This is a genomic window from Mesorhizobium sp. LMG17149 (genome assembly GCF_024518695.1).
Taxonomy (GTDB): Bacteria; Pseudomonadota; Alphaproteobacteria; order Rhizobiales; family Rhizobiaceae; genus Mesorhizobium.
Genome location: NZ_JANIFL010000005.1, coordinates 91727 through 116977 on the forward strand (window position 1 = coordinate 91727; position 25251 = coordinate 116977).

The window sequence follows — 25251 nt, forward strand, 5'->3', positions numbered from 1 at the left end:
AACGACACATGCATCACCGTGGAAGCCAGTATCGTGCCAAGTCTGGCCGCAAAGCAGTGAAAACCCGGCTAAGCGGTACAACCGAGTGCAAACAGGGTTAGAATTTTCTTAACAGGCCGGTTGCGGCAGATCGGATCACGCCGCCTCGGAAATGCCGGTGTCGATGATCGTCAGGTTACGGCCCTGGTGCTTGGCCTGGTAAAGGCGCCGGTCGGCGGCGCGCATCAGCTCCGACACACTGGCTTCCTCGCCGCAGACGGTGCCGCCGATGCTGACCGTGAGCGGGATGGTCCGCTCGTCGACGGGCCGGAAGCGGATCAGCTCCACTTCGCGGCGAATTCGTTCGGCGACGCGCTTGGCCTCCTGCTCGGTGGCGCCGATCAGGAAGGCGCCGAACTCCTCGCCGCCGATGCGGCCGAGCACATCGCCGCTGCGCACGCCGCGCTGGATCGCGCTGGCGATCAAAAGCAGCGCGTCATCACCTGTCAGGTGGCCAAAATTGTCGTTGATGGTCTTGAAGTGGTCGGCGTCGATGATCAGCAGCGCGCCGCGATCGGACTTGCGGCGCGAACCGTCGAGCGCGGCAAAGAAGCTTTCCCGGTTGAGCATGCCGGTCATGTCGTCGCGGCTCGCCTTTTCCGCCAGGCGGCGATGCGCGGCGGCGAGCTGGGCATGGGCTCGGGCGAGATCGCGATGCGCGTTTTTCAGCCTGTCGCTTTGCCAGAAAGTGCTTGCGCTGGCAGCCCACGCCAGCACCAGCGGACAGAGGGTGGAGGTCAGCCAGATCGTGCGGTTGACCGGAAATCCCATGGCCGGAACGATGATCAGGGTCAGCAGGAGAGAGGCCGCGACTGAGGCGAAAGCAACGGCGGCGGATCTCAGAATTATGCTGTTCATCGCTTGCTCCCACAAGACTGCCTCTCTGCCAGCAAGCCCTGAAGGCCACCTTTCCCAGATGCCTAAAATTTGAATCGTGAGGCGATTTACGCAACCTCAACGAGCAGAAGTTGTGGATAAAGTCGCTTCCGGAATGCGCGTTTCATGCCATAAGGAGCCCATGACCACGCTCCCTGACCCCGCCCGCTTCGCCCATGTCACCGACTGGGTTTTCGATCTCGACAACACGCTCTATCCGCATCATTCGAATCTGTTCTCGCAGATCGACGTCAAGATGACCGCCTATGTCGGCGAGCTGCTGGCATTGCCGCGCGACGATGCGCGCAAGTTGCAGAAGGAACTCTACCGCGAATATGGCACGACGCTGAACGGCCTGATGACACGTCATGGCATCGACCCCGATGATTTCCTCGAGAAGGTCCACGACATCGACTATTCATGGCTGGTGCCAGACCCCGTTCTCGGCACCGCCATCCGCCAGCTTCCGGGCCGCAAGTTCATCTTCACCAATGGCGACCGCAGGCACGCCGAGCGCACCGCGCGCCAACTCGGCATCCTCGACCATTTCGACGACATCTTCGACATCGTCGCCGCCGGGCTCAATCCCAAGCCGGCGCGCCAGACCTACGAGAAGTTCGCCGAACTCCACGCCGTCACCGGCCACAATGCGGTGATGTTCGAAGACCTTGCCCGCAACCTGTCGGTGCCGAAGTCGCTCGGCATGACCACGGTGCTTATCGTGCCGCGCAATTTCGAGCCGACCTTTTCCGAGATCTGGGAGCGCGACCCAGCCAATGAGGATGATGTCGATTTCGTCACCGACGATCTGGCGGGGTTTCTGACGGCGATTGTGGAGGGGGAGGAAGAGGGGAATTGAAGAATTGAAGAATGAAGGACGGTCTCTACGGATTCTCCCAGTTCCCGAGTTCCCGAGTTCCCCAATTCTTCAATTCGTCAGCTCTTCAATTCCCCATTTCCCTACTCCCCTAACTTGTAGAACCGGCTGATGATCCCCCAGGCTTCGTCGGCGGTGTCGACGAAGTCGATGATGTCCTGATCGCCGGGGCTGATCGTGCCCTGCTCGGCGAGAAAATCGAGATTGATCGCCCGCTTCCAGAAGGATTTGCCGAACAGGATCACCGGCACGCGCTCCATGCGCCCTGTCTGGATCAGGGTCAGCGTCTCGAAGAATTCATCCATCGTGCCGAAGCCGCCCGGAAACACCGCGACCGCCTTGGCGCGCATGACGAAATGCATCTTGCGGATAGCAAAATAATGGAAGTTGAAGCAGAGCTCCGGCGTCACATAGATGTTCGGCGCCTGCTCGTGCGGCAGGACGATGTTGAGGCCGATCGACGGCGCGCCGACATCGTCGGCGCCGCGGTTTCCCGCTTCCATCACGCCGGGCCCGCCACCGGTCACCACGACATATTCGCGGTAATAGGAGGTAGCCGACTGCTGCGAGCAGAGGCGGGCGAATTTCCGCGCCTCCTCATAGTATTTGCTGTTTTCCTCGAGGTTCTTCTTCTGCGTCTCGTTCTTGGCCGCCCAGGCCTCGCCGCCGGGTTCCGGCAGGCGCGCGCCGCCGAACAGGATCACCGTCGAACGGATGCCGCGTTCGGCCAGGATCATTTCCGGTTTCAGGAGTTCAAGCTGCAGCCGGACCGCGCGCAACTCGCGCCGCGTCATGAAGTCGGGATCGTTCCAGGCGAGCCGGTAGGTTTCGGCACGCGTCTGCGGCGTATCCGGCACACTCTTCGACCGCTCCAGATCCTCGTCCGAATGCGGCAGTGGCGTCCAGCCCGCCTTTTCCATAGGTGTCATATGCTCTACCCGTCCAAATTCTTCACTTGCGCCGCCCCATGACGCAGCCGCGATTGACCCTCACCAAGGCTTCACATAAGCAGGTTCCGCAAAAGTGTCCCGCGGTTTTGTGACAAGAACCTGCTACATGCGAAGATCCAGGCAGGCAAAGCCTGCCAAGGGGTCTGCGCGACTTTCAAAACAGGTTAAGGCGTTGCCCCTTAACAGCTTGGTAATGGAGCGAATTCATGTCGAAGCCCGATCTGGCGAGCCTCGAAAAGACCATCGAGAAGGCCTTCGAGGAACGCGACGCGATTTCGACGGCAACGCGCGGCGAAACGCGCGACGCCATCCAGTCGGCGCTCGATCTGCTCGACCGCGGCGCCGTCCGCGTCGCCGAGCGGCAGGCCGACGGCAAGTGGCATGTCAACCAGTGGCTGAAGAAGGCCGTGCTGTTGTCGTTCCGGCTCAACCCGATGGAGATCATCAAGGGGGGACCCGGCGAGGCGGTGTGGTGGGACAAGGTGCCGTCGAAGTTCGACGGCTGGAGTGCCGTCGATTTCGAAAAGGCGGGCTTCCGAGCCGTGCCGTCGTCGGTCGTGCGCCGTTCGGCCTATGTCGCACCGGGCGCCGTGCTGATGCCGTCCTTCGTCAATGTCGGCGCGTATGTCGACAGCGGCACCATGGTCGACACCTGGGCCTCGGTCGGCTCCTGCGCCCAGATCGGTAAGAACGTGCATCTGTCCGGCGGCGTCGGCATCGGCGGCGTGCTGGAGCCGATGCAGGCCGGCCCGACCATCATCGAGGACAATTGTTTTATCGGCGCGCGTTCGGAAGTGGTCGAGGGCTGCATCGTGCGCGAAGGCTCGGTGCTCGGCATGGGCGTCTTCATCGGCCAGTCGACCAAGATCGTCGACCGCGCCACCGGCGAGATCTTCTATGGCGAAGTGCCGCCGAATTCCGTCGTCGTCGCCGGAACGATGCCGGGCAAGCCCTTTCCGAACGGCGAGCCGGGTCCCAACCTCTACTGCGCCGTCATCGTCAAGCGTGTCGACGCTAAGACCCGCTCCAAAACCTCGATCAACGAATTGCTGCGCGATTGATCTTTGCGCAAAGCGAGCGCACCTTCCGCCGGCGCGACAATCGGTCGCGCTGGTTCAAGATGGAGGGGTGACATGGACTGGAAGTATCTGCTCACAAGTTTTGATGGTCGCATCAACCGTGGCAAGTTCTGGGCCGCGATTGGCGTTTTCATCGTCATTGGCATCGTTGCCTTCATTCTCGATGCGATCCTCGGTACACGTCTGACCACCGCCAGTGGCGCCCAGATCGGCATCATCGGCATTCTCATCGCTCTGGCCTCGATCTATTTCGCGCTCGCAGTCTACGCCAAGCGCTGGCATGATCGCGGCAAGTCGGGCTGGTGGAGCCTGATCATGCTGGTGCCGCTCATCGGCCCGATCTGGTTTCTGGTGGAATGCGGCATTCTCGAAGGCGCCAGAGGCGCCAATCAATATGGACCGGACCCGCTTGCCTGACAGATCAGATCTCACCTGGCTTTTCTTCAAAACCTCGGGCCGCGTCAGTCGCGCGGCCTATTTTCTTGGCGGGTTGCTCGTCGCCATCATCCAGGCCTTCCCGCTCTACCGCTTCACGCTGGTGCCGGAAGGCTCGGCCGAGAGCAACATGTGGTCGTTCATCTTCTTCGTCGCCTTCATCGCCTCGCTGTGGTCGAACATCGCGCTGGCGGTGAAGCGGCTGCACGATTTGGACAAGCCGGGCATTGCCGCGCTGATCCTGTTCGTGCCGGTGGTCTCGATCGTCGCCTTCCTTGTGTTGTGCCTGTTTCCAGGGCAGCCTGGACCCAACCGCTATGGCCGGCGCACCAACGAGCCGGAACAATCCTGAGGGCCGATCGGACATGCGCTACCGCACGCTTGATCCGAAACTGATCGTCGAAACCGCCGAGCGGCTGGAAGAGCGGATCGCCGACCGTTTCCCCGAAGCGGGACTGCGTGGCGTCGCCGCCGAACTGGTCTCGCTGTCGCGCGATCTGGCCAAGGCGGCCAAGGTGCTCGAAGCACCGATCTGGTGGCTGCGCGGGCTCATCGTCGCCGCCTTCGTCACGGGTGTGCTGGTGTTCCTGTTCGTCGGTACCATCTTGCCGATCGACCGCATTTCGGGAACCCACGATGCCCTGCAGTCGGTGCAAGGCATAGAGGCTTCGATCAACACCGTCATACTCGCAGTGTTGGGCTTGCTTGCTCTGATCCGCACCGAGGAGCGCATCAAGCGCAAAAGGGTGTTTCGCCAGCTGCACGGCCTGCGTTCGCTGATCCATGTCATCGACATGCACCAGCTGACCAAGGATCCGGCAGCCCTTTCGGCCGATTTCAAGCCGACGGCGCACTCGCCGGCCCGCATCACCAATGCCGCCGACCTGGCGCGTTACCTCGACTATTGCTCCGAAATGCTGTCGATCACGGGCAAGATCGCCGCATTGTTCGCACAGTCGGTCAATGACGACGTGGTCATCGACGGCGTCAACGACATCGAGAACCTGGCATCCAACCTGTCGCGGAAAATCTGGCAGAAGATCACGTTGATCGACGGCCGGCCGGTGCAACAACCCGCTCCGGCGCCAGGCCCGGCGAGCCAAGCCGCTCCGCTTCCGCCGCGCGCACCAAAGCGGTGACCCGCTGAACCGTCGGCACGGGCGTGCCGGCCTTCCCCGCCAGCTGCAAGACAGCGCCTTGCAGGTCGTCGATTTCCGTCGGCCGGCCGCGCTGGAGATCGTCCCACATCGAAGAGCGCGCCTGCAGGTCGATCGCCAGCAAGCGCCGCGCCAGCAGCTTGAACAGCCAGTCCGGCAGCCTGAGCACCTTGGGCAGCAACGCCGGCCGCAGGCCGGCGATCCGCGCCGGCTCGATGCCGGACGCTCTCATCGCTCTCAGGGCCTCGTCGATCTGGCTGGCCAGGATCAGCCGCCAGCGCCGATCGGCCAGTTCGGTCGCCAGCGGCAGGCCGGAAAGCGCCACCAGCGCGTTGTTCAAATTCATCAGCAGCTTGCCCCACAGCACGGCTTTCATGTCGCCATGGGCTTCGACCGCAAACCCTTCGACGCCAAGCAGGCCGACCAGGCCGGCGGCGCCATCCTCGACCATTACCGTGCCGTCGCTGGCGCGGTGAACGCGCAGCGGCAGTTCGCCGTCCGGCGACTGCACCACATTGAACGGCACCATGCCGGCCAGCACCGTACGTCCGGCAAGTTCAGCGCGCAGCCTGTCGGCATTGTCGACGCCGTTCTGCAGGCTGATCACCACGGCGTCGGGCCGGGCATGGGCTTTGATAAGATCCGCCATATCCTGGGTGGCGCCGCTCTTGACCGTGACCAGGATCACGTCCGCCAGCGGCAAAGCGGCGGCCGGATCGACGGTGACGACAAGCGCCTCGGGCTTGATCGAGCGATCGCGGCCCTGGAGGTCGCTGACCCGCAATCCACCCTGCCGTAGCGCTGCCTCGATGCGCGGCCGAGCCAGCAGAATGACCTCTCGGTTGGCCAGCGCCAGGCAGCCGCCGGCATAGCAGCCGATGCTGCCGGCACCGGCTATGACGATCCTTCTGTCCTTGTCTGCCATCCTGTCGCCGCGCCGGGTCGGAGCTATACGACATGAAAACCATAATATTGGCGGCATCGCCAGCCATGACGCTGGCCCCTATGTCTGGCCGTGACAGGCCCTGCGCTTTCGACTATCGCTTTTGCCATGACGCTGCCGACCGATCCCGCCGAAAACCTCGCCGCCCTTATCCGTTGCGCTTCGGTGACGCCCGCTGAGGGCGGCGCGCTGACCGCGCTGGAGACGATGCTCAAACCGCTCGGCTTCCTGGTCGATCGGCCGGTGTTTTCCGAAGACGGCACGCCCGATATCGAAAACCTATATGCAAGGCGCTCCGGCAATGGCCCGCATCTGATGTTCGCCGGACACACTGACGTGGTGCCTGTCGGCGACGAAGCCGCCTGGACGCATCCGCCTTTCGCCGCCGAGATCGCCAATGGCGAGATGTATGGCCGCGGCGCCGTCGACATGAAGGGCGGCATTGCCTGTTTCATCGCCGCCGTGGCGCGCCATGTCGAGGCCAATGGCGGTCCGAAAGGGTCGGTCTCGCTGCTGATCACCGGCGACGAGGAAGGCCCGGCCATCAACGGCACGGTGAAGCTGCTCGAATGGGCGGCTTCGCGGGGCGAGAAATGGGATGCCTCTGTCGTCGGCGAGCCGACCAATCCGGACGCTCTCGGCGACATGATCAAGATCGGCCGCCGCGGCTCGATGTCCGGCGCGGTCACCGTCAATGGCCGCCAGGGCCATGTCGCCTATCCCCTGCTTGCCGACAATCCGGTGCGCGGGCTGATGAGCCTGGTCGACGCCTTGCTGCATCCGGTTTTCGACAAGGGGACCAGGGATTTCCAGCCGACCAATCTGGAGATCACCTCCATCGATGTCGGCAACCCCGCCACCAATGTCATTGCGGCCAAAGCGACCGCGACCTTCAACATCCGCTTCAACGACACCTGGACGGACGAGACCCTGCAGGCCGAGATCCACAACCGGCTCGACCAGGCGGCCAGGCGCAGGAAGTACCGGCAGGGCAAGAAGACGCCGGTCGACTACGAGCTCGTCTGGCGCGACCGGCCGAGCCATGTCTTCCTGACCCGCGACGACAGGCTTATCGAAACGCTGCGCGGCTCGATCAAGTCGGCGGTCGGCAAGGAGCCGACGCTGTCGACCTCCGGTGGAACGTCCGACGCGCGTTTCATCAAGGACTATTGTCCGGTGGTCGAGTTCGGGCTGGTCGGCAAGACAATGCATATGGTCGACGAGCGCGTCGCCATTGCCGATTTGGAAACGCTGACGCAAATCTACCAGCGCTTCATAGAAGACTGGTTCGGACAGGGCTGAACAGCATGCTTTCAGCGGACGAAACCCAAGCTTCGCTGACGGGCGCCTGGCGATTGATGCTCGGCAAGGCCGACGGTCTGCGCCTGCTCGACCTGTCGGCCGACGGCTTCTGGAATTCCTTCTTCGCCATTGTCGTTGCAGCACCGGCGCTGATCGTCGGCTGGGTCGGCATCGCCAACGAAATCGGCGATCCCGACGCCTTCGCGGGCCGCTTCAGCATGCTGGTGCGCCTGGCGACGGTCGACATCGGCTCCTGGGTGCTGCCGCTGATTGCGCTCGCCCTGATCGCGCCGCGCGCCGGCATAGGCGGCCGCTTCGTCCACTACGTTGTCGCCAGCAACTGGGCTTCGGCCATCACCGCCTGGCTGATGCTGCCCTCGGCGCTAATCCGGCTTTTCCTGTCGTCCGCAAGCCAGGCTGCGAGCCTTGTGTCGCTGTTCCTGTTTGCCCTGTCGATGGTGCTGACCTGGCGCATGACCAACGCCACGATCGGCAGGGGCGCATCGGTCGGCACCGCCGTTTTCGTCAGCATGTTCATCGCCTCGCTGCTGGTGCTGTTCGGCCTGCAGACGCTGCTCGGCATCACCGTGCCGGACGATGCCGGAGTTCAGAGCCTGTCCGGGCTCGTCTCGACTGGATAATCGACATCGGTGAGAAACAGCCCGTCGGGTGGCGCCACCTGGCCGCAGGCGGCGCGGTCGTGCGCCTCGAGCGCCGTTTTCAGGTCGGCCGCGGTCCAGCCGCCGTCGCCGACGCGCTTGAGCGAGCCGACCATCGAACGTACCTGATTGTGGAGGAATGAGCGCGCCGAAGCCCTGACCTCGATCATGTCGCCCTGTCGGCTCACATCGAGCCGTTCCAGCGTCCTGATCGGGCTGTTGGCCTGGCACTGGGTCGAGCGGAAGGTGGTGAAATCATGCCGTCCGAGCAGGACTTTCGCCGCTTCGTGCATGGCGCCGGCGTCGAGCCGCTTCGGCACCCACCAGACCTTGCCCTTGTCGAGCGCGGCCGGGGCACGGCGGTTCAGGATGCGGTAGAGATAGTGGCGGCCGATGGCCGAGAAGCGGGCGTCGAAGCTGTCGGAGACGACCGTCGCTTTCAGGATGGCGATGCGCGCCCCGGCCGCCTGCAGATGGGCGTTGACTGCATCGCGCACCTTGTCGCCCGGCCACGCCTTGGCGAGGTCGGCATGCGCCACCTGCGCGGTCGCATGGACGCCGGCATCGGTGCGGCCGGCGGCGCGCAGCCGGATCGCTTCGCCGCAGAATTTTTCGATCGCCCGCTCGATCGCCTGTTGCACCGAAGGCTGATCCGCCTGGTGCTGCCAGCCGGCAAACAGACTGCCATCATATTCGATGTCGAGGCGAAAACGCGGCATGCCGGGCGGCTATACGCTCTCGCCTACGCGGCGAGAGCGGTGAAGGCGGAGGCGTAGACCAGTGTGCCGGCCTCAGGCGCGTCGCCCCAGGCCAGCGCCTGCAGCGCTTCGCCCTGGTATTCGCTCTCGAAGTTCTCGGCACGCGTGTGGCTATATCCGAAACGCCCGTAATAGATGGGGTCGCCGAGCACCACAGCCAGCGTTTCGCCGGCATCCCTGAGGCGGATATGCGCCTCGCGGATCAGCGCGCCGCCGATGCCGCTGCCATGGAACGAGGGCTCCACCGCCAGCGGTGCCAGCGCCACGGCCGCGAAAGTCTTGCCGCCATTCTGGACGAACAGCCGCGAAAACAGGATGTGACCGACCACCTGGCCGTCCTCTTCCGCCACCAGTTCGGCAACAGCGTCGCCGCCGGTCACCAGCGCGTCGACCAGACCGGCCTCCGCCTGCTGGCCGAAAGCGTGTTCCTCGACGAGGCGGATGGCCTCGCGATCCCGCGGCGTTGCCGCGCGTATCGACATCATGCTCATGAGAATTTCAGTCCTTTTTCGATCTTGGCCCCGCGCAGGAACTCCGACGCGGCAGCGGGCTTTCCGCCCGCGCGTTGAACTTCGACCAGCCTGATCGCGCCTGCCCCGCAGGCGACCGTCAGCCGGTCATCGAGAATTCCTCCCGACTCGCCCAACTCTTCCCAAAGCGACAGGCCTTGCGACAGCGTCGAGCGAAGCAGTTTCAGCCGCTCCTGGCGGCCGCCAATTCCTATCTCCGACCACGCGCCGGGAAAGGGTGACAGGCCGCGAATATGATTGTGGACCTCACTTGCTGAGCGAGTCCAGTCCACGCGAGTCTCGGATTTATCGATTTTCTTGGCGTAGGTCACCCCATCCACAGCTTGTGTGGTGAATGTCAGGGTATTCCTTTCCAGTCGCGCCAGCGCTTCCACCATCAAGGCAGCACCGACACTCATCAATTGATCATGCAGATCGCCGGCTGTCATATCGGGTTCGATGGCGCATTTTTCAACCAGCCCGACCGGGCCGGTGTCCAGCCCCTCTTCCATGCGCATCACCATCATGCCGCTTTCCAGGTCGCCGGCCATGATGGCGCGCTGGATCGGCGCGGCACCGCGCCAGCGCGGCAGAAGCGAGGCATGGCCGTTGATGCAGCCGAGCCGGGTCGCCTCGAGAACCGCCTTCGGCAGCAGCAAGCCATAGGCGACGACCACGGCGACGTCGGCCTGCAAGGCACGGAAAGCGGCCTGCTCGGCCTCGCCCTTGAGCGAAACCGGCGCCCGGACTTCAATGCCCAGCCGCTCCGCCTCGCGCTGCACCGGCGATGGCGTCAGTTCCAGCCCGCGCCGTCCTGCGGCGCGCGGCGGCTGGGTATAGACGGCTGATATCTCATGGCCAGCCTCGGCGATCGCGCGCAAAGTCGGCACCGAAAACTCCGGCGTACCCATGAAGATGACGCGAAGGGGCATGGCCCTATCCCGCCAGCTTGCCCGGCGCCTTGTCCCTGGCAAGCTTCTTGAATTTCTTCACCACCATGTCGCGCTTCAGCTTCGAGATGTGGTCGATGAACAGGACGCCATTGAGGTGGTCGATCTCATGCTGCAGGCAGGTGGCCATCAGGCCCTCGGCCTCCATATCCTGCAATTTGCCGTCGCGGTCGACATATTTGACCCGCACGGAGGCCGGGCGTTCGACCTCGGCGTAATAATCCGGGATCGACAGGCAGCCTTCCTCATAGACCGAGCGCGCGTCGGCGCTCTCCAGGATTTCCGGGTTGATGAAGACATGCGGCGCCGGCGTCTCGTCTTCCTTGGCCAGATCGATCACCAGCAAGCGCAGCGGCTCGCCGATCTGGATTGCCGCCAATCCGATGCCCGGCGCGTCATACATGGTCGCCAGCATGTCGTCGGCTAATTTGCGCAAAGGTGCGTCGACACGCTCCACCGGCTTGGAAACCTGGCGCAGGATGGGGTCGGGAAGGATGATGAGCGGCTTGATCGACATGGCGTTCCACCTAAGACCTCCAGAGAAAAGCGTCAACCGGTAGGCTGGAGGCTCGTTCACGTTTTGATCTGTGCCGGCAGCGCGAATCGTTTATGCTGTCCACATGAATGATTTGAGCACCATCCTTTCCGAACCTGTCGCCCGGCTTGGCGCCACAACCGTCACGCTCGGCCATGCGCTGGCCTTCGGCGCTTTGCTGTTTCTGGCCCTGTTCGTGGCGCTGGTCATTGCGCTGTGGCGGTCGGCGAAGGCGCGCGCCGTCGCGGCTGCGGAAGCCGCCGATCATGCCCGCGATGCGGAAGTGCGGATGGCCGGCATTCTGCAAAGCCAGGCCGAAATGCAGGGTCGTATGGGCGCCATCGCCGAAGTGTTCGGCGCACGGCAGGCGGAGCTGACGCAGTCGATCGGCCAGCGCCTCGACGCCATGACCGGCCGGCTCGGCCAGACCATGACCGAGCAGACCAAATCCACGCATGAGAGCCTGGCCAAATTGCAGGAGCGGCTGGCCATCATCGATGTCGCGCAGGGCAACATCCAGTCGCTCGCCGGCCAGGTCGTGCAGCTGCAGGCGATCCTCTCCAATAAGCAGACGCGCGGTGCTTTCGGCCAGTCTCGCATGGAGGCGATCGTCGCCGACGGCCTGCCGCACGGCGCCTATGAATTCCAGGCGACGCTGTCGAACGGCAGCCGTCCTGACTGCCTGGTGAAGATGCCGAACGGCGCGCCGTCGCTGGCCATCGACGCCAAGTTTCCGCTCGAGGCCTGGAATGCCATCCGCGCCGCCGATGGCGCCGACCTGCAGAAGGCCGCCTCGCAGGCCTTCCGCCGCGACATCGAGATCCATGTCCGCGATATCTCGGAAAAATACCTGATCCAGGGCGAGACGCAGGACACCGCCTTCATGTTCGTGCCGTCGGAATCAGTGTTCGCCGAGATCCACGAGAATTTCGAGGCGATCGTCCACAAGGCGCACCGCGCCCGAATCGTCATCGTCTCGCCGTCATTGCTGATGCTGTCGATCCAGGTCATCCAGGCGATCCTCAAGGATGCCCGCATGCGCGAACAGGCGCACCTGATTCAGGGCGAAGTCATCCGGCTGATGGAGGATGTCGCGCGCGTCGACGAGCGGGTGCGCAAGCTGCAGGTGCATTTCGGTCAGTCGGCCAAGGACATCGACGACATCCTGGTTTCGACGTCGAAGGTCACCAAGCGCGGCCAGAAGATCGAGGCACTGGAATTCGGCGCGCAGCCCGACGGCGATGCCGCCGCGGACGCAGCGTCACGGGCTCCCGCCGCGAAGGTCGATACTGGCGCGCGCGTTGCCGATTCGAAAACCGGGCAGCTCAGGCTGAGGGTCGTTGAAGGCGACGATTGAGGCGCGGTGCCGGACCGGCGCTACTGCTCCTCCAACGTGGTCATGCCCTGAAATTCAGGCAGCCAGTGCAGCGCCGAGCGGTGCCATTTCTGCTGTGTTGGAATCAAATCCTGGCGCTGCCGCGCGGTCCCCACGCGAATCCCATAGACCTTGGGGCCATCGCCGACAGACGTGGCGTAAAGATGCGAGCCGCAGTCAGCGCAAAAGGCCTGGGTGCGCTTGGCGCCGCTCGCCACGATCTTGATGTAGATTTTCGGCGTGCCCTTGGTGATGCGGTAGTTGCTTTCCGGCGCCGGAACCGTCAGGCGAAAAGCCGTGCCGGTCAGTTGCTGGCAATCCGTGCAGTGGCAGATCGTGGTCTTTTCCGGATCGACCTCCGCCTCGTAGGTGATGGCGCCGCAGTGGCAGCCGCCGTCGATCTTCATCTTCGTTCCTCCTGAATCCCGATAATCTAGCGGGTCAAGCCAGCCAGGCAATGGCGCAGCGCTAGTCCAGAGCCGGATCGGATGCGGTCTCGATCAGCTTGCGCCGCTGCTCCCAGGTGCCTGCCGCCTGTGGTTTGACGAACAGCCGCGTGATCTCCGGCATTTCCTTCTTCAGCTGCGCCTCCAGGCGCTCGACGCAAGCTTCGATCTCGGGCGCCGTCAAATGGTCCTCGAACTCGATGCTGAGCCCGGCGACGATCTCTGCCGGCCCCATATGGACGGTCAGGACGCCGTTCGCCCGCTGCACCGCCGGATCCTGCTGGGCGATCGCCAGCACCTTCATCTGCACCTCGGGCGATGCCGGCTCGCCGATCAGCAGGCCCTTGCTTTCGCGGGCCAGGAAGATCGCCGTCGCGCCCAGGATCAGCCCAATGCCGATCGAGGCGGCGCCGTCGAGTTCCGGCATCTCCAGAACTTCCGCCGCCAGGATGCCGGCGAACGCGACGATCAGGCCGAGAAGCGCTGCACTGTCCTCGAACAGCACGGTGTAGACGCTCGGATCCTTGCTCGACTGCACCGCCCGCAGCCAGCCCTGCTTGCCCTTCTGCTGACGGAACTCCTTCAGCGCCACCCACCACGAACTGCCTTCGAACAGGAAGGAAAGGCCGAGCACGACGTAGGTCACCTCGGCGTTGACGACCGGCTCCGGCGCCATCATATGGATCACGCCTTCGTAGAACGACACGCCGGCGCCCAGCGCGAAGACGAGGAGCGCGACGATGAAGCTCCAGAAGTAGAGTTCGCGGCCGTGACCGAGCGGATGCGTCCGGTCGGCCGGGCGGGCGGCGCGGTGCATGCCGTAGAGCAGCAGGCCGCCATTGCCGGTATCGACCAGCGAATGCACGCCCTCCGACAGCATCGCCGAACTGCCGGTGAAGGCGGCGGCGGCGAACTTGGTCAGCGCGATGGCGAAATTGCCGGCGAGCGCCGCGTAGATCACCTTTTTTGAGCCGCCGTGCCCGGCCATGGCATTTGTTCCCATTCAAGGCGCAGTCTAGCGGCCAGGCCGCTAAAGCTCCACAGGCATCACACCGCGCGAATGTCGGGTCGTCCAAGCCAGCGATCATGAGAGAGATCGGCCTATGGAAAACGGCGACTACTCGACGATCTCGCTGGTCCACACCTTGAAGCCGGCAAGCGTTCCCGGGCCGAATATATGGGTCAGCGGCACGTCGGCGGCGTCGCGGCCGGAGGCGATCAGGATGCGGCCGATGCGCGGTGCATTGTTGCGCGGGTCGAAGACATGCCAGCGGCCGCCGAGATAGACTTCCATCCAGGCGCAGAAATCCATGCTCGCCCATGGTTTCGGCATACCGATGTCGCTGATGTAGCCGGTGCAGTAGCGCGTTGGGATGTTGAGCGCCCGGCAGAAGGTGACGGCGAGATGCGCGTAGTCTCGGCACACGCCGCTCTGTTCGCGATACGCTTCCGCAGCGGTGCGTGTCGGCCGAGCATTGCCGTAGTTGAAGACGATGTGGTTGTGGACGAAGTCGCAGACCGCCTGCACGCGCGGAATGCCCAGCGGCGTGTTGCCGAACAGCCGCCACGCTTCATCAGCCAGAAGGTCGCTTTCGCAAAAACGGCTGGGCAGCAGGAACAGCAGCGTGTCCGCCGGCAGGTCGCGAACCTCGTGCTGCCAGGCCATCAGATCGCCCATCTCGAAAGTGCCGGGATCGCGGATCACCGCGTCGGTGCCGAAGGTGAAACGCCCGGGCGGCGCGACGAACCGGTTGCACCAATTGCCGAAACTGTCGCGATAGCTTTCGATCGGCACCGGCGGGTTGGAAATCAGGAAATCCGGCCGCTCGAGATCGGAGGCACGCGAATAATGCACATTCAGCATCGCGATGAGCGGCGTTTCCTGCGGAAAGTCGAAGCTCATCTCGCAGCCGATGTGGATTCGCATTGTCGTCCTGACGGCCTGCCTGACGATCACCCGGCGAAGCTCGGGTCGATGCTGCAGTGCGAAAATGACCATCGCACGGACCGTCATGGTTTACGAGCAAATTAGAAACCGGTTGAAAGCGATCCGGCGACGCCGGCAACGGTCGCTAACCCCTTGCGGTCGGGCGGTTCTCTTGTTTCACTTGGCGTCCCACATCAGGAGGAACGAATCATGGCTAAAGGTGCGATGAAGGCAGGCAAGGAAGCCCGCAAGCCGAAGAAGGACGCCAAGAAGCCCGCTCCGGCTCCCGCGCTGAAGGCGCCGCCGGTCAAGGCGATGAAGCTCAAGGACAAGTAGGTCCGGCGATCCACTTCGCAATAAGGGTTACGGCCGGCGACACTGTTGCCGGCCGCTGTTGATCGAGCGCTCGAAATTCCTATATTGGCATGGCGGGGACGACCTCGCGCTTCCCCGAAATCCGGACGGGACGACCCGCCATTGTTTGACTGATCGTCGGACGCCGAAATCACCTTTCGGTCCGATGCTCTGATGGAGCGTTGTCGATGTCGTGGATTCTTCTCTTTTTCGCGGGCCTGTTCGAGATCGGCTGGGCAATCGGCCTCAAATATACAGATGGCTTCTCGAAGCTGGTGCCGACCGTGCTGACTGTTGCCTCGATGGTCGTCAGCCTCACTCTGCTCGGCCTGGCGCTGAAGGCGCTGCCCGTTGGCACCGCCTATGCGGTGTGGACCGGCATCGGCACCGTCGGTACGGCGCTGCTCGGCATCTGGCTGCTCGGCGAACCAGCCACCGCGATCAGGCTGGCCTGCATCGCGCTCATCGTCTGCGGCATCATGGGGCTGAAGTTCGCCGCCTGACGGTCTTTTGGTTTGCGCATGTCGTCCTCTCAGAACCGGGACCAATATTTGGGCGACGGACAAACACCTTCAGGGCCGCTGTGAGGCGACCCTGATTGTCGAAGCTGGCTGCTTCGGTAATCCTGAGGCTAGCGGGCGGAGAAGCCCGGCGGCGTCCTGCCGGTGCGCTGCTTGCGTGCCGCATAACGCGCGTCACGCTTGGCCTTGCGTTCGGCTTCGTCGGCCAGAAAACGGGCGATGCGCTCGTTCTCTTCGGATTCCCGAATCTTGGCCTCAGCCTGTGCAGCTTCCTCGGCGGCGATACGTGCCGCTTCGGCTGCTGCCTCGCGCTCGGCCTTCTCGACCGCTTCGCGTGCCAGCTTCTCCTGCTTCAGCCGAGCCTTTTCAGCCTCGCGGATTTCGCGGGCCGCAAGGATCGCCTTGCGTTCAGCCTGCCGTGCCAGCACAGCAGGATCATCCGCCGCCGGCTTTGCCTTGAAGCGCTCGAGGAGCGCCTTCTTTGCCTCGTTTGCGGCATTGCGCCGCTCGAAAACGTCTTTTTCCCTGTAGATAGCCAAGTCCACTTCCCTGAAGTCAATTCGCGACGCTTACATACGCGCGAAAACCGAGAGTTCAAGCGCCAAAACGGCATGGCAGCCATGAAATTGTCGGCTGTTGCACTCGGGAGACGCCTTTGGAGCAATTTCAGGGAAAGTGTGAAACGGTTTTCCGGGAAAAGCGCGCAGCGCTTTCCCTTGGGAATTGCGACGAAGAGATTGAACCGAAAACGACATGCACTGTTCACCGTCGCGCCTCTGGCGGCGAGGTTGGCGGATGGCTACGTCTAGCGGCAAATTCCAACACCAGGATGACATTAGATGGAACTCGGTCTCTACACCTTCGCCGACGTCAGCCCGCAGCCGGGCCCCGGCGCCATCGGCCCGCATGAGCGGCTGCGCAACCTGATCGAGGAGGTTGAGTTGGCCGATCAGGTCGGCCTCGACGTCTTCGGCCTCGGCGAGCATCACCGGCCCGACTATGCCGCCTCCGCACCGGTCGTGGCCCTGGCCGCGGCCGCCGAGCGCTCGAAGCGCATCAAGCTGACCAGTGCCGTCACCGTTCTGTCTTCCGATGACCCGGTGCGCGTTTTTCAGCAGTTCGCCACGCTCGACCTTCTGTCGGGCGGCCGCGCCGAGATCATGGCCGGGCGCGGCTCGTTCATCGAATCCTTCCCGCTGTTCGGTTACAACCTCGAGGACTATGACGAACTGTTCGCCGAAAAGCTCGATCTGCTGCTTGCCATCCGCGACAGCGTGAAGGTTACCTGGTCCGGCAATCTGCGCGCGCCGATCAACGATCGCGGCGTTTATCCCCGGCCGTTCCAGGACAGGCTACCGGTCTGGATCGCCATTGGCGGCACGCCGCAGTCTGCCGCCCGCGCTGGCGCGCTCGGCCTGCCGCTGGCGCTCGCCATCATCGGCGGCGAGCCGGCGCGCTTCGCGCCGCTGTTCGATCTCTACCGTGAGGCCGCCAAGCGCGCCGGCGGTGACCCGGCGGGCCTTGCCACCAGCATCAACGTGCACGGCTTCATCGCCGAGACGACCGAGCAGGCGGCCCACGATTTTTACGGCCCGCAGGCGGAGGTGATGAACCGCATCGGCCGCGAGCGCGGCTGGGGTCCGACATCCCAAGCGCATTTCGACCAGTCGCGCGGCCCGAACGGCGCGTTGTTCGTCGGCGGTCCCGAGCAAGTGGCCGAAAAAATCGTCGCCCAGCACAAGATCTTCGGCAATGACCGCTTCCTGCTGCAAATGGCGATCGGCACCATGCCGCATGCCAAGATCATGAAGGCGATCGAACTCTACGGCACCAGGGTGGCGCCGATCGTGCGCAAGGAAACAGCCAGGGCTGGCACAGCCGTCACCGCGCCGGCAGCCTGACGGAAATGTCGGCTGCTGGCTGCTGCAATTGAGAAGGCCGGATTTTTCGTCCGCGTCGCCACGACATTGGGAAGAAAGCCAAATCTCTCTTCCAATGCCGTGAGTGCAGGCCTGGATGCTGCGGCGCGCTCTGATTTCCGGACCCGTGCAAACGGGCCTCATTCCGGAAGCCGGCTCATGGAACCTGCGCCCATAACTCTGCGTTCATGCAAGCAATAGCCGATCGCCGAGGGCGCCGGCTCGAGGGTGAGCATGAAAACCGAACCCGCTGCCTTGGGCCGCGCCATCGCCGACGAGTCGGATTCGCGCGTTGCGGCCCGCGCCGACACGCATCTGATGCGCTCGCTGCTCGTCGGCATTTTCCTGTTCATGGCCATCTATGCGCTCTACTTCGCTCGCGCTTTCTTCATGCCGGTCATTCTGGCTTTCCTGCTGGCGCTGACGCTGACGCCGATCGTTAGGCTCCTGCGCAGGCACGGCATCTCCGAAGTGGTTTCGGCGACCCTTCTGGTGCTGTTGTCGATCTGCATCTTTGCCAGCGTAGGCTACCTGCTCAGCGGACCGATCATCGACCTCATCAACAACACCTCTTCGATAGGCCAGCAACTTGCCGAACGGCTGGCGCAATTGCGCCGCCCACTCGAGAAGATCATGCAGATTTCGCATCAGATCGAACAGCTGACCCAGACGTCGCAGGAGCCGGGCATCCAGAGGGTGGCGATGGCGCAGTCCGGCATCCTGTCGGCGGCCGCCAGCAACATCCTGTCGGCCGGGACAGGCCTGACCATCATCTTCGTGCTGTCGCTGTTCCTGCTCGCCTCCGGCACGATGTTTTATGAAAAGATCATCCAGTCCTTCGCCAGCCTCAGCGAAAAGAAACGGGCGCTGCGCGTCGTCTATGACGTCGAGCGCGAAATCTCGCACTATCTGCTCACCGTCACCATCATCAATGCCGGCCTCGGCACGGTCATCGCTCTTGGTCTGTGGGCGCTCGGCATGCCCAATCCGCTGGTCTGGGGAGCCGCCGCGGCGTTGCTCAACTTCTTGCCCTATGTCGGAGCGCTGATCACCATCGTGCTTGTCACGGTCATGGCGTTGATCAGCTTCGATACCATCTTCTACGCGCTTCTGGCGCCGGCCTTCGTGATCTTGTGCGACATCGTCGAAGGCCAGTTCGTGACGCCGATGGTGGTCGGCCGGCGTCTGGAGATCAACGCCGTGGCAATCTTGATCGCCATCGCCTTCTGGTCATGGTTGTGGGGCTTCGTCGGCGCCCTGATGGCGGTGCCGCTGCTGGTCGTCATCAAGGTATTCTGCGATCATTTCGACGGGCTCAGCCATGTCGGCAATTTTCTCGCCGCGCAGCACGCGGTTGTCGTCGAGGAGGACGACATCGCCGACCCCGAAGCTATCAAAGGCTGATCAATATTTTTGAATTTGCGGCGCCGCCGGATGCTTCCTACATGCGGTCCTGACACAGGATCCCATCCATGACCGCTCTTTCCGTTCTCGACCTGTCGCCGATCGTCGAAGGCAGCAATGCCTCGCAGTCGCTGGCCAACTCGCTCGATCTTGCCCGCCATGCCGAGCGCCTGGGCTACAAGCGTTTCTGGCTGGCCGAGCATCACAACATGCCGGGTATCGCCAGCGCGGCCACAGCCGTCGTCATTGCCCATGTCGCCGGCGGTACCAAGACCATTCGCGTCGGCGCCGGCGGCATCATGCTGCCCAACCATGCGCCGCTGGTGATTGCCGAGCAGTTCGGCACGCTGGCCGCCTTGCATCCGGGCCGCATCGATCTCGGCATCGGCCGGGCGCCCGGCACCGACATGGGCACCGCCCGTGCCTTGCGCCGCAATCTCGAGGCCGGGGTCGACAATTTCCCTCAGGATGTCGTCGAGCTGATGGGCTATTTCCAGCCGGCCGAGGAAGGCCAGCGAATTCGCGCCGTGCCCGGCGAAGGCCAGGACGTGCCGGTCTGGATCCTCGGCTCCAGCCTCTACGGCGCGCAGCTCGCCGCCATGCTCGGCCTGCCCTACGCCTTCGCTTCGCATTTCGCGCCGGCGGAGCTGGATCACGCGCTGGATGTCTACCGCTCGCGCTTCCAGCCGTCCGAGCAGCTCGACAAGCCGCATGTCATGCTTGGCCTCAATGTCTTCGCCGCGCCCACCGATGCGGAGGCCCGTTTGTTGTTCACCTCGCTGCAGCAGGCTTTCGTCAATCTGCGCACCGGTCGGGCCGGCCGGCTGCCGCCACCTGTCGAGAACTATGACCGCGATCTCGATCCGATGGCAAAGACAATGCTCGGCCAGGCCTTGTCCTGCGCCGTCGTAGGCTCCCCGGAAACGGTGCGGCAAGGCATCGATGCCTTCGTGCGCCGCACCGGTGCCGACGAACTGATGGTCACTGCGCAGATGTTTGATCATGCGGCGCGGGTGCGGTCGTTCGAAATCCTGGCCGAGGCGCACAAATCCCTTTCGCAGGCGGCCTGACAGGCCCTGCTACGACTTACGCCGGGGGAAGGCTACGCGCTCACGCTCTGCGCAATCGCGCCGAGCGGACGGCATGAATTGCGGATCATCAGCCTGCCCTTGAGCAAAAGCTTGCGCGGCGGCGCGTCCCTGTTGCCGGCGAGACGATCGAGAAGCAGATTGGCCGCCTGTTCGCCGATCGCCTGCACGGGCTGGGCCACCGTGGTCAACTGCGGCTGGAACACGTCGGACCATGGAAAGTCGTCGAAGCAGGCGACCGAAATATCTTCCGGGCAGGACAGGCCGATGTCGCGGATCGCCTTCATGGTGCCGATCACCATCGGATTGTTCGCCGAGAAGATCGCGCTTGGACGATCATGCGAGGAAAGCATCTGCATGGTTTCGTTATAGCCGTCGATCTCGTGGAAATTGCCGAAGCGGATCAGCTCCTCGGCGATCGGCAGGCCGGCGGCGTGAAGCGCCTCGCGATATCCCGCCATGCGGTCATGCATCGGCGAGATGTCCGAGGTGCCGGTGATGTAACCGATGCGCCGGTGGCCGAGATTGATCAGATAGGTGATGGCGTCGAACACCGCGCGCTGGTTGTCCAGCACCACGGCATCGGTGTCGATGCCTTTGCAGATACGATCGAGCAGCACGACCGGCACGTTGGCGTCGTCGACGATCCGCTTGAGGATCGCGCCGTCGCCGACGCGCGCCACGATCAGCCCGTCGACCATGCGGTCGAGCAGCAGCCTGATCTGGTCGTCCTGGGTGTTCAAATCCTCGTCCGTGCAGCACAGCATGACGGCATAGCCGGCCCGGTCGAAGGCCTGCTGGATGACCGAGACGACATCGGTGAAGAACGGGTTGGTGATGTGCGGCACGGTCAGTCCGATGGTGCGGGTCGTGCCCATCTTCAGGCTGCGGGCGATCGCATTGCGCTTGTAGCCGATATCGCGGATTGCCTGCTCGATGCGCTGGCTAAGCTCCGGGCTGACCGTCGCCGTGCCATTGATCAGCGCCGAAACGGTGGCCACAGAAACACGCGCCGCTTCAGCCACATGAAGCATGGTGGGCGCGGTGGATTTGCGGTGTCTTTTTTGCCCTGACGCTGTCATTTTCGAAACGTTTCGCCACCCTTACTGGCCAATACGTACGGAATCCTGTCCTTTTTAGCAAGAATCGAATTGCACCAAACGTCCGGCACCTTATATCGGCTTGACATGATCGAAACGTTTAGATTAGCGTTTGCGGGAAGTTGACGACGACGGAAGGGAGGCCGCCATTGTCATGCAAGAGAGCAATTGCCTGTCCCCGGAGCACGGTGCGGCCGATCGGTCGCACATCGTTCTGAGTGCCGAGCGCATTTCCAAGAGCTTCGGCGGCATCGCCGCGCTTGTCGATGTCGGCTTTGAGCTGCGTCGCGGCGAGGTTCATGCCTTGATGGGCGAGAACGGCGCCGGCAAGTCGACGCTGATGAAAATCCTCTCCGGCGTCTATACCGGTTATGACGGCACGGTCAGCGTCGATGGCCGCCCGGTCAGCTTCGCGGGCGTGCGCGACGCCGAGGATGCCGGCATCGCCATCATTCATCAGGAGCTCAACCTGGTGCCCGAGCTCAGCGTCGCCGACAACATCTTCCTCGGCCGCGAGAAGCTGATCGCCGGGCTGATCGTCGACCGCAAGGCAAGCAGCCGCGCGGCGGGTGCTTTGTTGCAGCGGCTCGGCATCGAACTTGATCCGCAAGCCCGCGTCGGCGCCCTGCGCGTTGGCGAGCAGCAACTGGTCGAGATCGCCAAGGCGCTGTCGATGTCGGCGCGCATCCTGATCATGGACGAGCCGACCTCGGCGCTGTCGCCGGCCGAATGCCAGCGGCTGTTCCGCATCATCCGCCAGCTTGCCGACAGCGGCGTCGCCATCGTCTACATCTCGCACCGCATCGACGAGGTCATGCATCTGGCCAGCCGCGTCACCGTGTTTCGCGACGGCCGCCATGTGCTGACCGAGCCGATGGCCAGGCTCGACGAAGATACGATCATTTCGGCGATGGTCGGCCGCAACCTGCTCGCTTCCTCCGAGGAAGAGCGCAACACCAGCGGCATGACCGTGCTTTCGGTCGAAAACCTGTCGCTGTCGAAGCCCGATGCGCATGGTTGGCGCACGGTGATCGACGGCGTCGGCTTCGATCTTGCCGCCGGAGAAATCCTCGGCATTGGCGGGCTGCTGGGTTCGGGCCGCACCGAGATCCTGGAAGCGATCTTCGGCTCGAGCAATGGCCGCACCGGCGGCGAAATCCGTATTGACGGCCATCCCGTGGACATCCGTTCGCCGCGCGATGCGAGGCGGCTGGGCATTGCGCTGGTGACCGAGGACCGCAAGACGCAAGGGCTGCATCTGCAGGCTTCGATCGCGGACAATGTCGCGCTGCCGCTGGTCGGCTCGCTGGCCCGCTTCGGCATCCGCTCGCTGGCCGGCGAGCAGGGGCTGGCGCGGCAGGCGGTCAAGGCCCTCGGCATCCGCTGCCGGGACATCGACCAGCCCGCCGGGACGCTGTCGGGCGGCAACCAGCAGAAAGTTGTCATCGGCAAATGGCTGGCGACGAAGCCGAGGGTGCTGTTGCTCGACGAGCCGACGCGCGGCATCGATGTCGGCGCCAAACGCGAGATCTACGACCTGATCTTCAAGCTGGCGCGCGACGGTCTCGCCATCGCCGTCATCAGCTCCGAACTGCCGGAGCTCCTGCACCTCTCCGACCGCATCCTGGTGATGGCCGATGGCCGCCAGACAGGCATTCTTTCCCGCGACGCGGCCAGTGAGGAGGCCATCATGCGCCTCGCCGCCCCGCGCCGGACCATATCGAGACCAGCCGCATGACCGTTTTGAAACTCCTGTCCCGGACCAAGCTCTATTGGGGCCTGATCGCCATCTTCCTGATCGGTGTCCTGGGCTCGCCGATGAGCTCGAAGGGCAACAACATCTTCCTCTCCTACGGCAATCTGCTCGATGTGCTGCGCCAGGTGTCGACCACCGGCCTGATCGCCACTGGCATGACGGCTGTCATCATCACCGGCGGCATCGATCTCTCCGTCGGCTCGCTAATGGCCATCTGCTCGGTGGTCTGCGCCATGCTGCTGACGGTTCCAGGCGTGACGCCGGGCGTCGTGCTGGGCGTGCCAACCGTCGGCCTGGTGGCGCTTTGCCTCGGTTTCGTCGTCACCCGTTTCATTTTCCAGAACCTGGCAAAATCCCGTGCCGGCGCCGACCTCCTCCGTGAGATCAAGCTGGACGGGATTCGCGGCCTGGTCACGCCCGCCGTCGTCGGCGTGGTCCTGTGCTGCCTGTCGCTGTGGTTTCTGCTGCCGCAGATCGAGCCGAAATTCGGTGTGCTCGGCGTGCTGCTGGTGGCGCCGTGCGTTGGTTTGCTGTTCGGCGCGCTCAACGGCTTCATCATCGTTGCCGGGCGGCTGCAGCCCTTCATCGTCACCCTGGCGATGATGGTGACGGCGCTCGGCATCGCACGGTTGACCGCCGGCCAGAACAATGCGGTGCTGCCGGTCTATACCGGCTCCAACGCGACCGCCGATTTCGAGATCCTGCGCTCGCTGGTGTTCGGCATCATCCCGATGCCGGGCCTGTTCTTCCTCAGCGCCATCCTGATCTATGGCGCGGTGCTGCGCTTCACGCCGTTCGGCCGTTACGTCTACGCCATCGGCGGCAACGAGGAGGCGGCGCGCCTCTCCGGCATCGCCGCCGGCCGCGTCAAGATCGCAACCTATGCCGTCTCGGGGCTGCTCGCCGGGATCGCCGCCGTGCTCTATGTCGCACAGTACCGGCAAGGCAAGCCGGATGCCGGCGCCGGGCTGGAGCTCGACGCCATCGCCGCCGTGGTCATCGGCGGCACCAGCCTGATGGGCGGGCGCGGCAGCCTCACCGGCACGTTCTGCGGCGTGCTGATCTTCGGTCTGCTCTCCAACATCCTGCAGCTCCACAACATCAATTCGAACCTTCAGCTGGTGCTGAAGGGGATGATCATCATCGGCACCGTGCTCGTGCAGGAGCGCAATGCCGGTGATCTCCTGGCCTATCTGCGCCTGCCCGGCGGGCAATCGGCGCACAAGGAAACGGCCGCGGCAAAGCGGCCGTCGCAAGAGACACCGTCTCTCAATCTCGGAGGAAACAAGAAATGAAACGACGTGACATGTTGAAGCTTGCCGCCGTGACCGCGGCACTGCTGACCACCACCGCGCTTCTGACCACCGGCAATGCCTTCGCCCAGGACAAGAAGTGGAAGATCGGCTTCTCGCAGGTGACGACCATCGAGCCCTGGCGCGCGCAGTTCAACAAGGACATTCTGGCCGAAGCCGCCAAGCATCCCGAGGTCGAACTGATCATCACCGACGGCGAGGACAAGACCGAAAAGCAGGTCGCCGATGTCGAGAACCTGATCCGCCAGGAAGTCGATGCGCTGCTGGTGTCACCGAAGGAATCGGCCGGCCTGACCGGCGTCGTGCAGCAGGCGATCGATGCCAAGATCCCGGTCTTCGTGCTCGACCGCAATGTCGAGACCAAGGACTACACGCAGTTCGTCGGTGGCGACAACGCGCTGATCGGCCGCGCGGCCGGCGAATATGCCGTCGAACTGCTTGGCGGCAAGGGCAAGGCTGCAGGCAACGTCGTCGAGATCTGGGGCGGCATGGGCACCCAGCCGGCGCATGACCGCCACGACGGCTTCCACGAATTCACCGACAAGGAGCCGGGCATCAAATATCTGCTCGACCAGCAATCGGGCGACTGGAAGCAGGATCAGGCCTACAATCTGATGGCCAACGCGCTGAAGAGCAACGAGAAGATCGATCTCGTTTACGGCCACAACGACCCGATGGCCTATGGTGCCTATCTCGCCGCCAAGGATGTCGGCCGCGAGAAGGACATCAAGTTCATTGGTATCGACGGCCTGCCCAACGAAGGCGTGCAGATGGTCAACAAGGGCGAGCTGACGGCAACCTTCACCTATGTCACTCCCGGTGCCGAAGGCCTGCGCCAGGCGATCAAGTTCCTCAACGGCGAGAAGGTCGAAAAGACCATCACTCTGCCAACCGAGAAGATCACCAAGGAAAACGCCGCCCAGGTGCTGAAGGACAACGGCCTCTGAGCCAAGCTTCCTGCCGGGTGCCTTTTTGGCGC

Annotated in this window: 28 protein-coding genes; 16 read left to right on the forward strand and 12 right to left on the reverse strand. The window is 63.6% G+C overall.

Annotated elements, in window-relative coordinates:
• Positions 1–135: 135 nt before the first annotated feature.
• Positions 136–897, reverse strand: a complete 762-nt coding sequence (locus tag NP945_RS12545; RefSeq protein WP_127269432.1) for a GGDEF domain-containing protein — start codon at positions 895–897, stop codon at positions 136–138.
• 160 nt (positions 898–1057) lie between these two features.
• Here NP945_RS12545 and NP945_RS12550 point away from each other — a divergent pair, with 160 nt between their 5' ends.
• Positions 1058–1774, forward strand: coding sequence for a pyrimidine 5'-nucleotidase (locus tag NP945_RS12550; protein WP_127808367.1), 717 nt, complete (start codon positions 1058–1060; stop codon positions 1772–1774).
• 101 nt (positions 1775–1875) lie between these two features.
• Here NP945_RS12550 and NP945_RS12555 read toward each other — a convergent pair whose 3' ends face one another.
• The gene (locus NP945_RS12555) at positions 1876–2721 is read right to left on the reverse strand and encodes an LOG family protein (protein ID WP_023810769.1); all 846 of its coding nucleotides are present in this window, start codon (positions 2719–2721) and stop codon (positions 1876–1878) included.
• A 227-nt stretch (positions 2722–2948) separates the two neighbouring features.
• On the opposite strand from NP945_RS12555, the gene dapD reads away from it, so the two are divergent.
• The 4 genes from dapD (at position 2949) to NP945_RS12575 (ending at position 5395) form a co-directional block, all read left to right on the forward strand.
• Entirely contained in the window at positions 2949–3803 is an 855-nt protein-coding gene (gene dapD, locus NP945_RS12560) for a 2,3,4,5-tetrahydropyridine-2,6-dicarboxylate N-succinyltransferase (RefSeq protein WP_127269742.1), read from the forward strand.
• A gap of 72 nt (positions 3804–3875) precedes the next feature.
• The gene (locus tag NP945_RS12565; protein ID WP_127318322.1) at positions 3876–4238 is read left to right on the forward strand and encodes a DUF805 domain-containing protein; all 363 of its coding nucleotides are present in this window, start codon (positions 3876–3878) and stop codon (positions 4236–4238) included.
• Positions 4231–4608 carry a DUF805 domain-containing protein gene (locus tag NP945_RS12570; RefSeq protein WP_023810766.1) on the forward strand — a complete coding sequence of 126 codons (378 nt, stop codon included), beginning with the start codon at positions 4231–4233 and terminating at the stop codon, positions 4606–4608. Before NP945_RS12565 ends, NP945_RS12570 begins: the two co-directional genes overlap by 8 nt.
• 13 nt (positions 4609–4621) lie before the next feature.
• A complete protein-coding gene (locus tag NP945_RS12575; protein WP_127318320.1) occupies positions 4622–5395 on the forward strand; it encodes a hypothetical protein in 774 nt (257 codons plus the stop codon).
• On the opposite strand, the gene NP945_RS12580 is transcribed toward NP945_RS12575, so the two are convergent.
• Entirely contained in the window at positions 5298–6338 is a 1041-nt protein-coding gene (locus NP945_RS12580) for a 2-dehydropantoate 2-reductase (RefSeq protein WP_256746524.1), read from the reverse strand. The two genes, NP945_RS12575 and NP945_RS12580, sit on opposite strands and share 98 nt — an antisense overlap.
• A 126-nt stretch (positions 6339–6464) precedes the next feature.
• On the opposite strand from NP945_RS12580, the gene dapE reads away from it, so the two are divergent.
• Complete coding sequence (dapE, locus tag NP945_RS12585; protein ID WP_127273255.1) at positions 6465–7658, forward strand: succinyl-diaminopimelate desuccinylase; 1194 nt, start codon at positions 6465–6467, stop codon at positions 7656–7658.
• A gap of 5 nt (positions 7659–7663) precedes the next feature.
• Positions 7664–8299 carry a transporter gene (locus NP945_RS12590; protein ID WP_256746525.1) on the forward strand — a complete coding sequence of 212 codons (636 nt, stop codon included), beginning with the start codon at positions 7664–7666 and terminating at the stop codon, positions 8297–8299.
• Here NP945_RS12590 and truA read toward each other — a convergent pair.
• The 4 genes from truA to def are packed head-to-tail and all read right to left on the reverse strand — an operon-like array spanning position 8266 to position 11051.
• Positions 8266–9036, reverse strand: a complete 771-nt coding sequence (gene truA, locus NP945_RS12595; RefSeq protein ID WP_256746526.1) for a tRNA pseudouridine(38-40) synthase TruA — start codon at positions 9034–9036, stop codon at positions 8266–8268. The two genes, NP945_RS12590 and truA, sit on opposite strands and share 34 nt — an antisense overlap.
• A gap of 23 nt (positions 9037–9059) precedes the next feature.
• Entirely contained in the window at positions 9060–9566 is a 507-nt protein-coding gene (locus tag NP945_RS12600; RefSeq protein WP_127271002.1) for a GNAT family N-acetyltransferase, read from the reverse strand.
• Positions 9563–10516, reverse strand: coding sequence for a methionyl-tRNA formyltransferase (gene fmt, locus NP945_RS12605; RefSeq protein WP_256746527.1), 954 nt, complete (start codon positions 10514–10516; stop codon positions 9563–9565). Before fmt ends, NP945_RS12600 begins: the two co-directional genes overlap by 4 nt.
• A gap of 4 nt (positions 10517–10520) precedes the next feature.
• Positions 10521–11051, reverse strand: a complete 531-nt coding sequence (gene def / locus NP945_RS12610; protein ID WP_127269359.1) for a peptide deformylase — start codon at positions 11049–11051, stop codon at positions 10521–10523.
• A 103-nt stretch (positions 11052–11154) separates the two neighbouring features.
• On the opposite strand from def, the gene NP945_RS12615 reads away from it, so the two are divergent.
• A complete protein-coding gene (locus NP945_RS12615) occupies positions 11155–12426 on the forward strand; it encodes a DNA recombination protein RmuC (RefSeq protein WP_127269360.1) in 1272 nt (423 codons plus the stop codon).
• Between the two features lie 20 nt (positions 12427–12446).
• On the opposite strand, the gene NP945_RS12620 is transcribed toward NP945_RS12615, so the two are convergent.
• The 3 genes from NP945_RS12620 to NP945_RS12630 form a co-directional block, all read right to left on the reverse strand.
• Positions 12447–12851: a GFA family protein gene (locus NP945_RS12620; RefSeq protein WP_127269361.1), complete on the reverse strand. Its 405-nt coding sequence runs from the start codon at positions 12849–12851 to the stop codon at positions 12447–12449.
• Positions 12852–12912: 61 nt separating this feature from the next.
• Complete coding sequence (locus NP945_RS12625) at positions 12913–13878, reverse strand: cation diffusion facilitator family transporter (RefSeq protein ID WP_256746528.1); 966 nt, start codon at positions 13876–13878, stop codon at positions 12913–12915.
• A 129-nt stretch (positions 13879–14007) separates the two neighbouring features.
• Positions 14008–14817: a transglutaminase family protein gene (locus NP945_RS12630; RefSeq protein ID WP_027040094.1), complete on the reverse strand. Its 810-nt coding sequence runs from the start codon at positions 14815–14817 to the stop codon at positions 14008–14010.
• A gap of 210 nt (positions 14818–15027) precedes the next feature.
• Between NP945_RS12630 and NP945_RS12635 the strand changes: the two genes are divergently transcribed.
• Entirely contained in the window at positions 15028–15153 is a 126-nt protein-coding gene (locus NP945_RS12635; protein ID WP_013528464.1) for a hypothetical protein, read from the forward strand.
• 206 nt (positions 15154–15359) lie between these two features.
• Positions 15360–15674: a quaternary ammonium compound efflux SMR transporter SugE gene (gene sugE, locus NP945_RS12640; RefSeq protein WP_013528463.1), complete on the forward strand. Its 315-nt coding sequence runs from the start codon at positions 15360–15362 to the stop codon at positions 15672–15674.
• A 128-nt stretch (positions 15675–15802) separates the two neighbouring features.
• On the opposite strand, the gene NP945_RS12645 is transcribed toward sugE, so the two are convergent.
• Complete coding sequence (locus NP945_RS12645; protein WP_023761392.1) at positions 15803–16231, reverse strand: DUF6481 family protein; 429 nt, start codon at positions 16229–16231, stop codon at positions 15803–15805.
• Between the two features lie 300 nt (positions 16232–16531).
• On the opposite strand from NP945_RS12645, the gene NP945_RS12650 reads away from it, so the two are divergent.
• The 3 genes from NP945_RS12650 to NP945_RS12660 all read left to right on the forward strand — a co-directional run bounded on the left by NP945_RS12650 (position 16532) and on the right by NP945_RS12660 (position 20085).
• On the forward strand, positions 16532–17593 hold the full coding sequence (locus tag NP945_RS12650) for an LLM class flavin-dependent oxidoreductase (RefSeq protein WP_256746529.1): 1062 nt from the start codon (positions 16532–16534) through the stop codon (positions 17591–17593).
• A 252-nt stretch (positions 17594–17845) separates the two neighbouring features.
• Complete coding sequence (locus NP945_RS12655) at positions 17846–19015, forward strand: AI-2E family transporter (protein WP_127267668.1); 1170 nt, start codon at positions 17846–17848, stop codon at positions 19013–19015.
• A 68-nt stretch (positions 19016–19083) separates the two neighbouring features.
• Entirely contained in the window at positions 19084–20085 is a 1002-nt protein-coding gene (locus NP945_RS12660) for an LLM class flavin-dependent oxidoreductase (protein ID WP_256746530.1), read from the forward strand.
• 32 nt (positions 20086–20117) lie between these two features.
• Here NP945_RS12660 and NP945_RS12665 read toward each other — a convergent pair whose 3' ends face one another.
• A complete protein-coding gene (locus tag NP945_RS12665; RefSeq protein WP_127267670.1) occupies positions 20118–21137 on the reverse strand; it encodes a LacI family DNA-binding transcriptional regulator in 1020 nt (339 codons plus the stop codon).
• Between the two features lie 220 nt (positions 21138–21357).
• Here NP945_RS12665 and NP945_RS12670 point away from each other — a divergent pair, with 220 nt between their 5' ends.
• The 3 genes from NP945_RS12670 to NP945_RS12680 are packed head-to-tail and all read left to right on the forward strand — an operon-like array spanning position 21358 to position 25219.
• On the forward strand, positions 21358–22941 hold the full coding sequence (locus NP945_RS12670; RefSeq protein ID WP_256746531.1) for a sugar ABC transporter ATP-binding protein: 1584 nt from the start codon (positions 21358–21360) through the stop codon (positions 22939–22941).
• Positions 22938–24254: an ABC transporter permease gene (locus NP945_RS12675; RefSeq protein WP_256746532.1), complete on the forward strand. Its 1317-nt coding sequence runs from the start codon at positions 22938–22940 to the stop codon at positions 24252–24254. Before NP945_RS12670 ends, NP945_RS12675 begins: the two co-directional genes overlap by 4 nt.
• Positions 24251–25219, forward strand: coding sequence for a substrate-binding domain-containing protein (locus NP945_RS12680; protein WP_127267673.1), 969 nt, complete (start codon positions 24251–24253; stop codon positions 25217–25219). Before NP945_RS12675 ends, NP945_RS12680 begins: the two co-directional genes overlap by 4 nt.
• Positions 25220–25251: the final 32 nt, after the last annotated feature.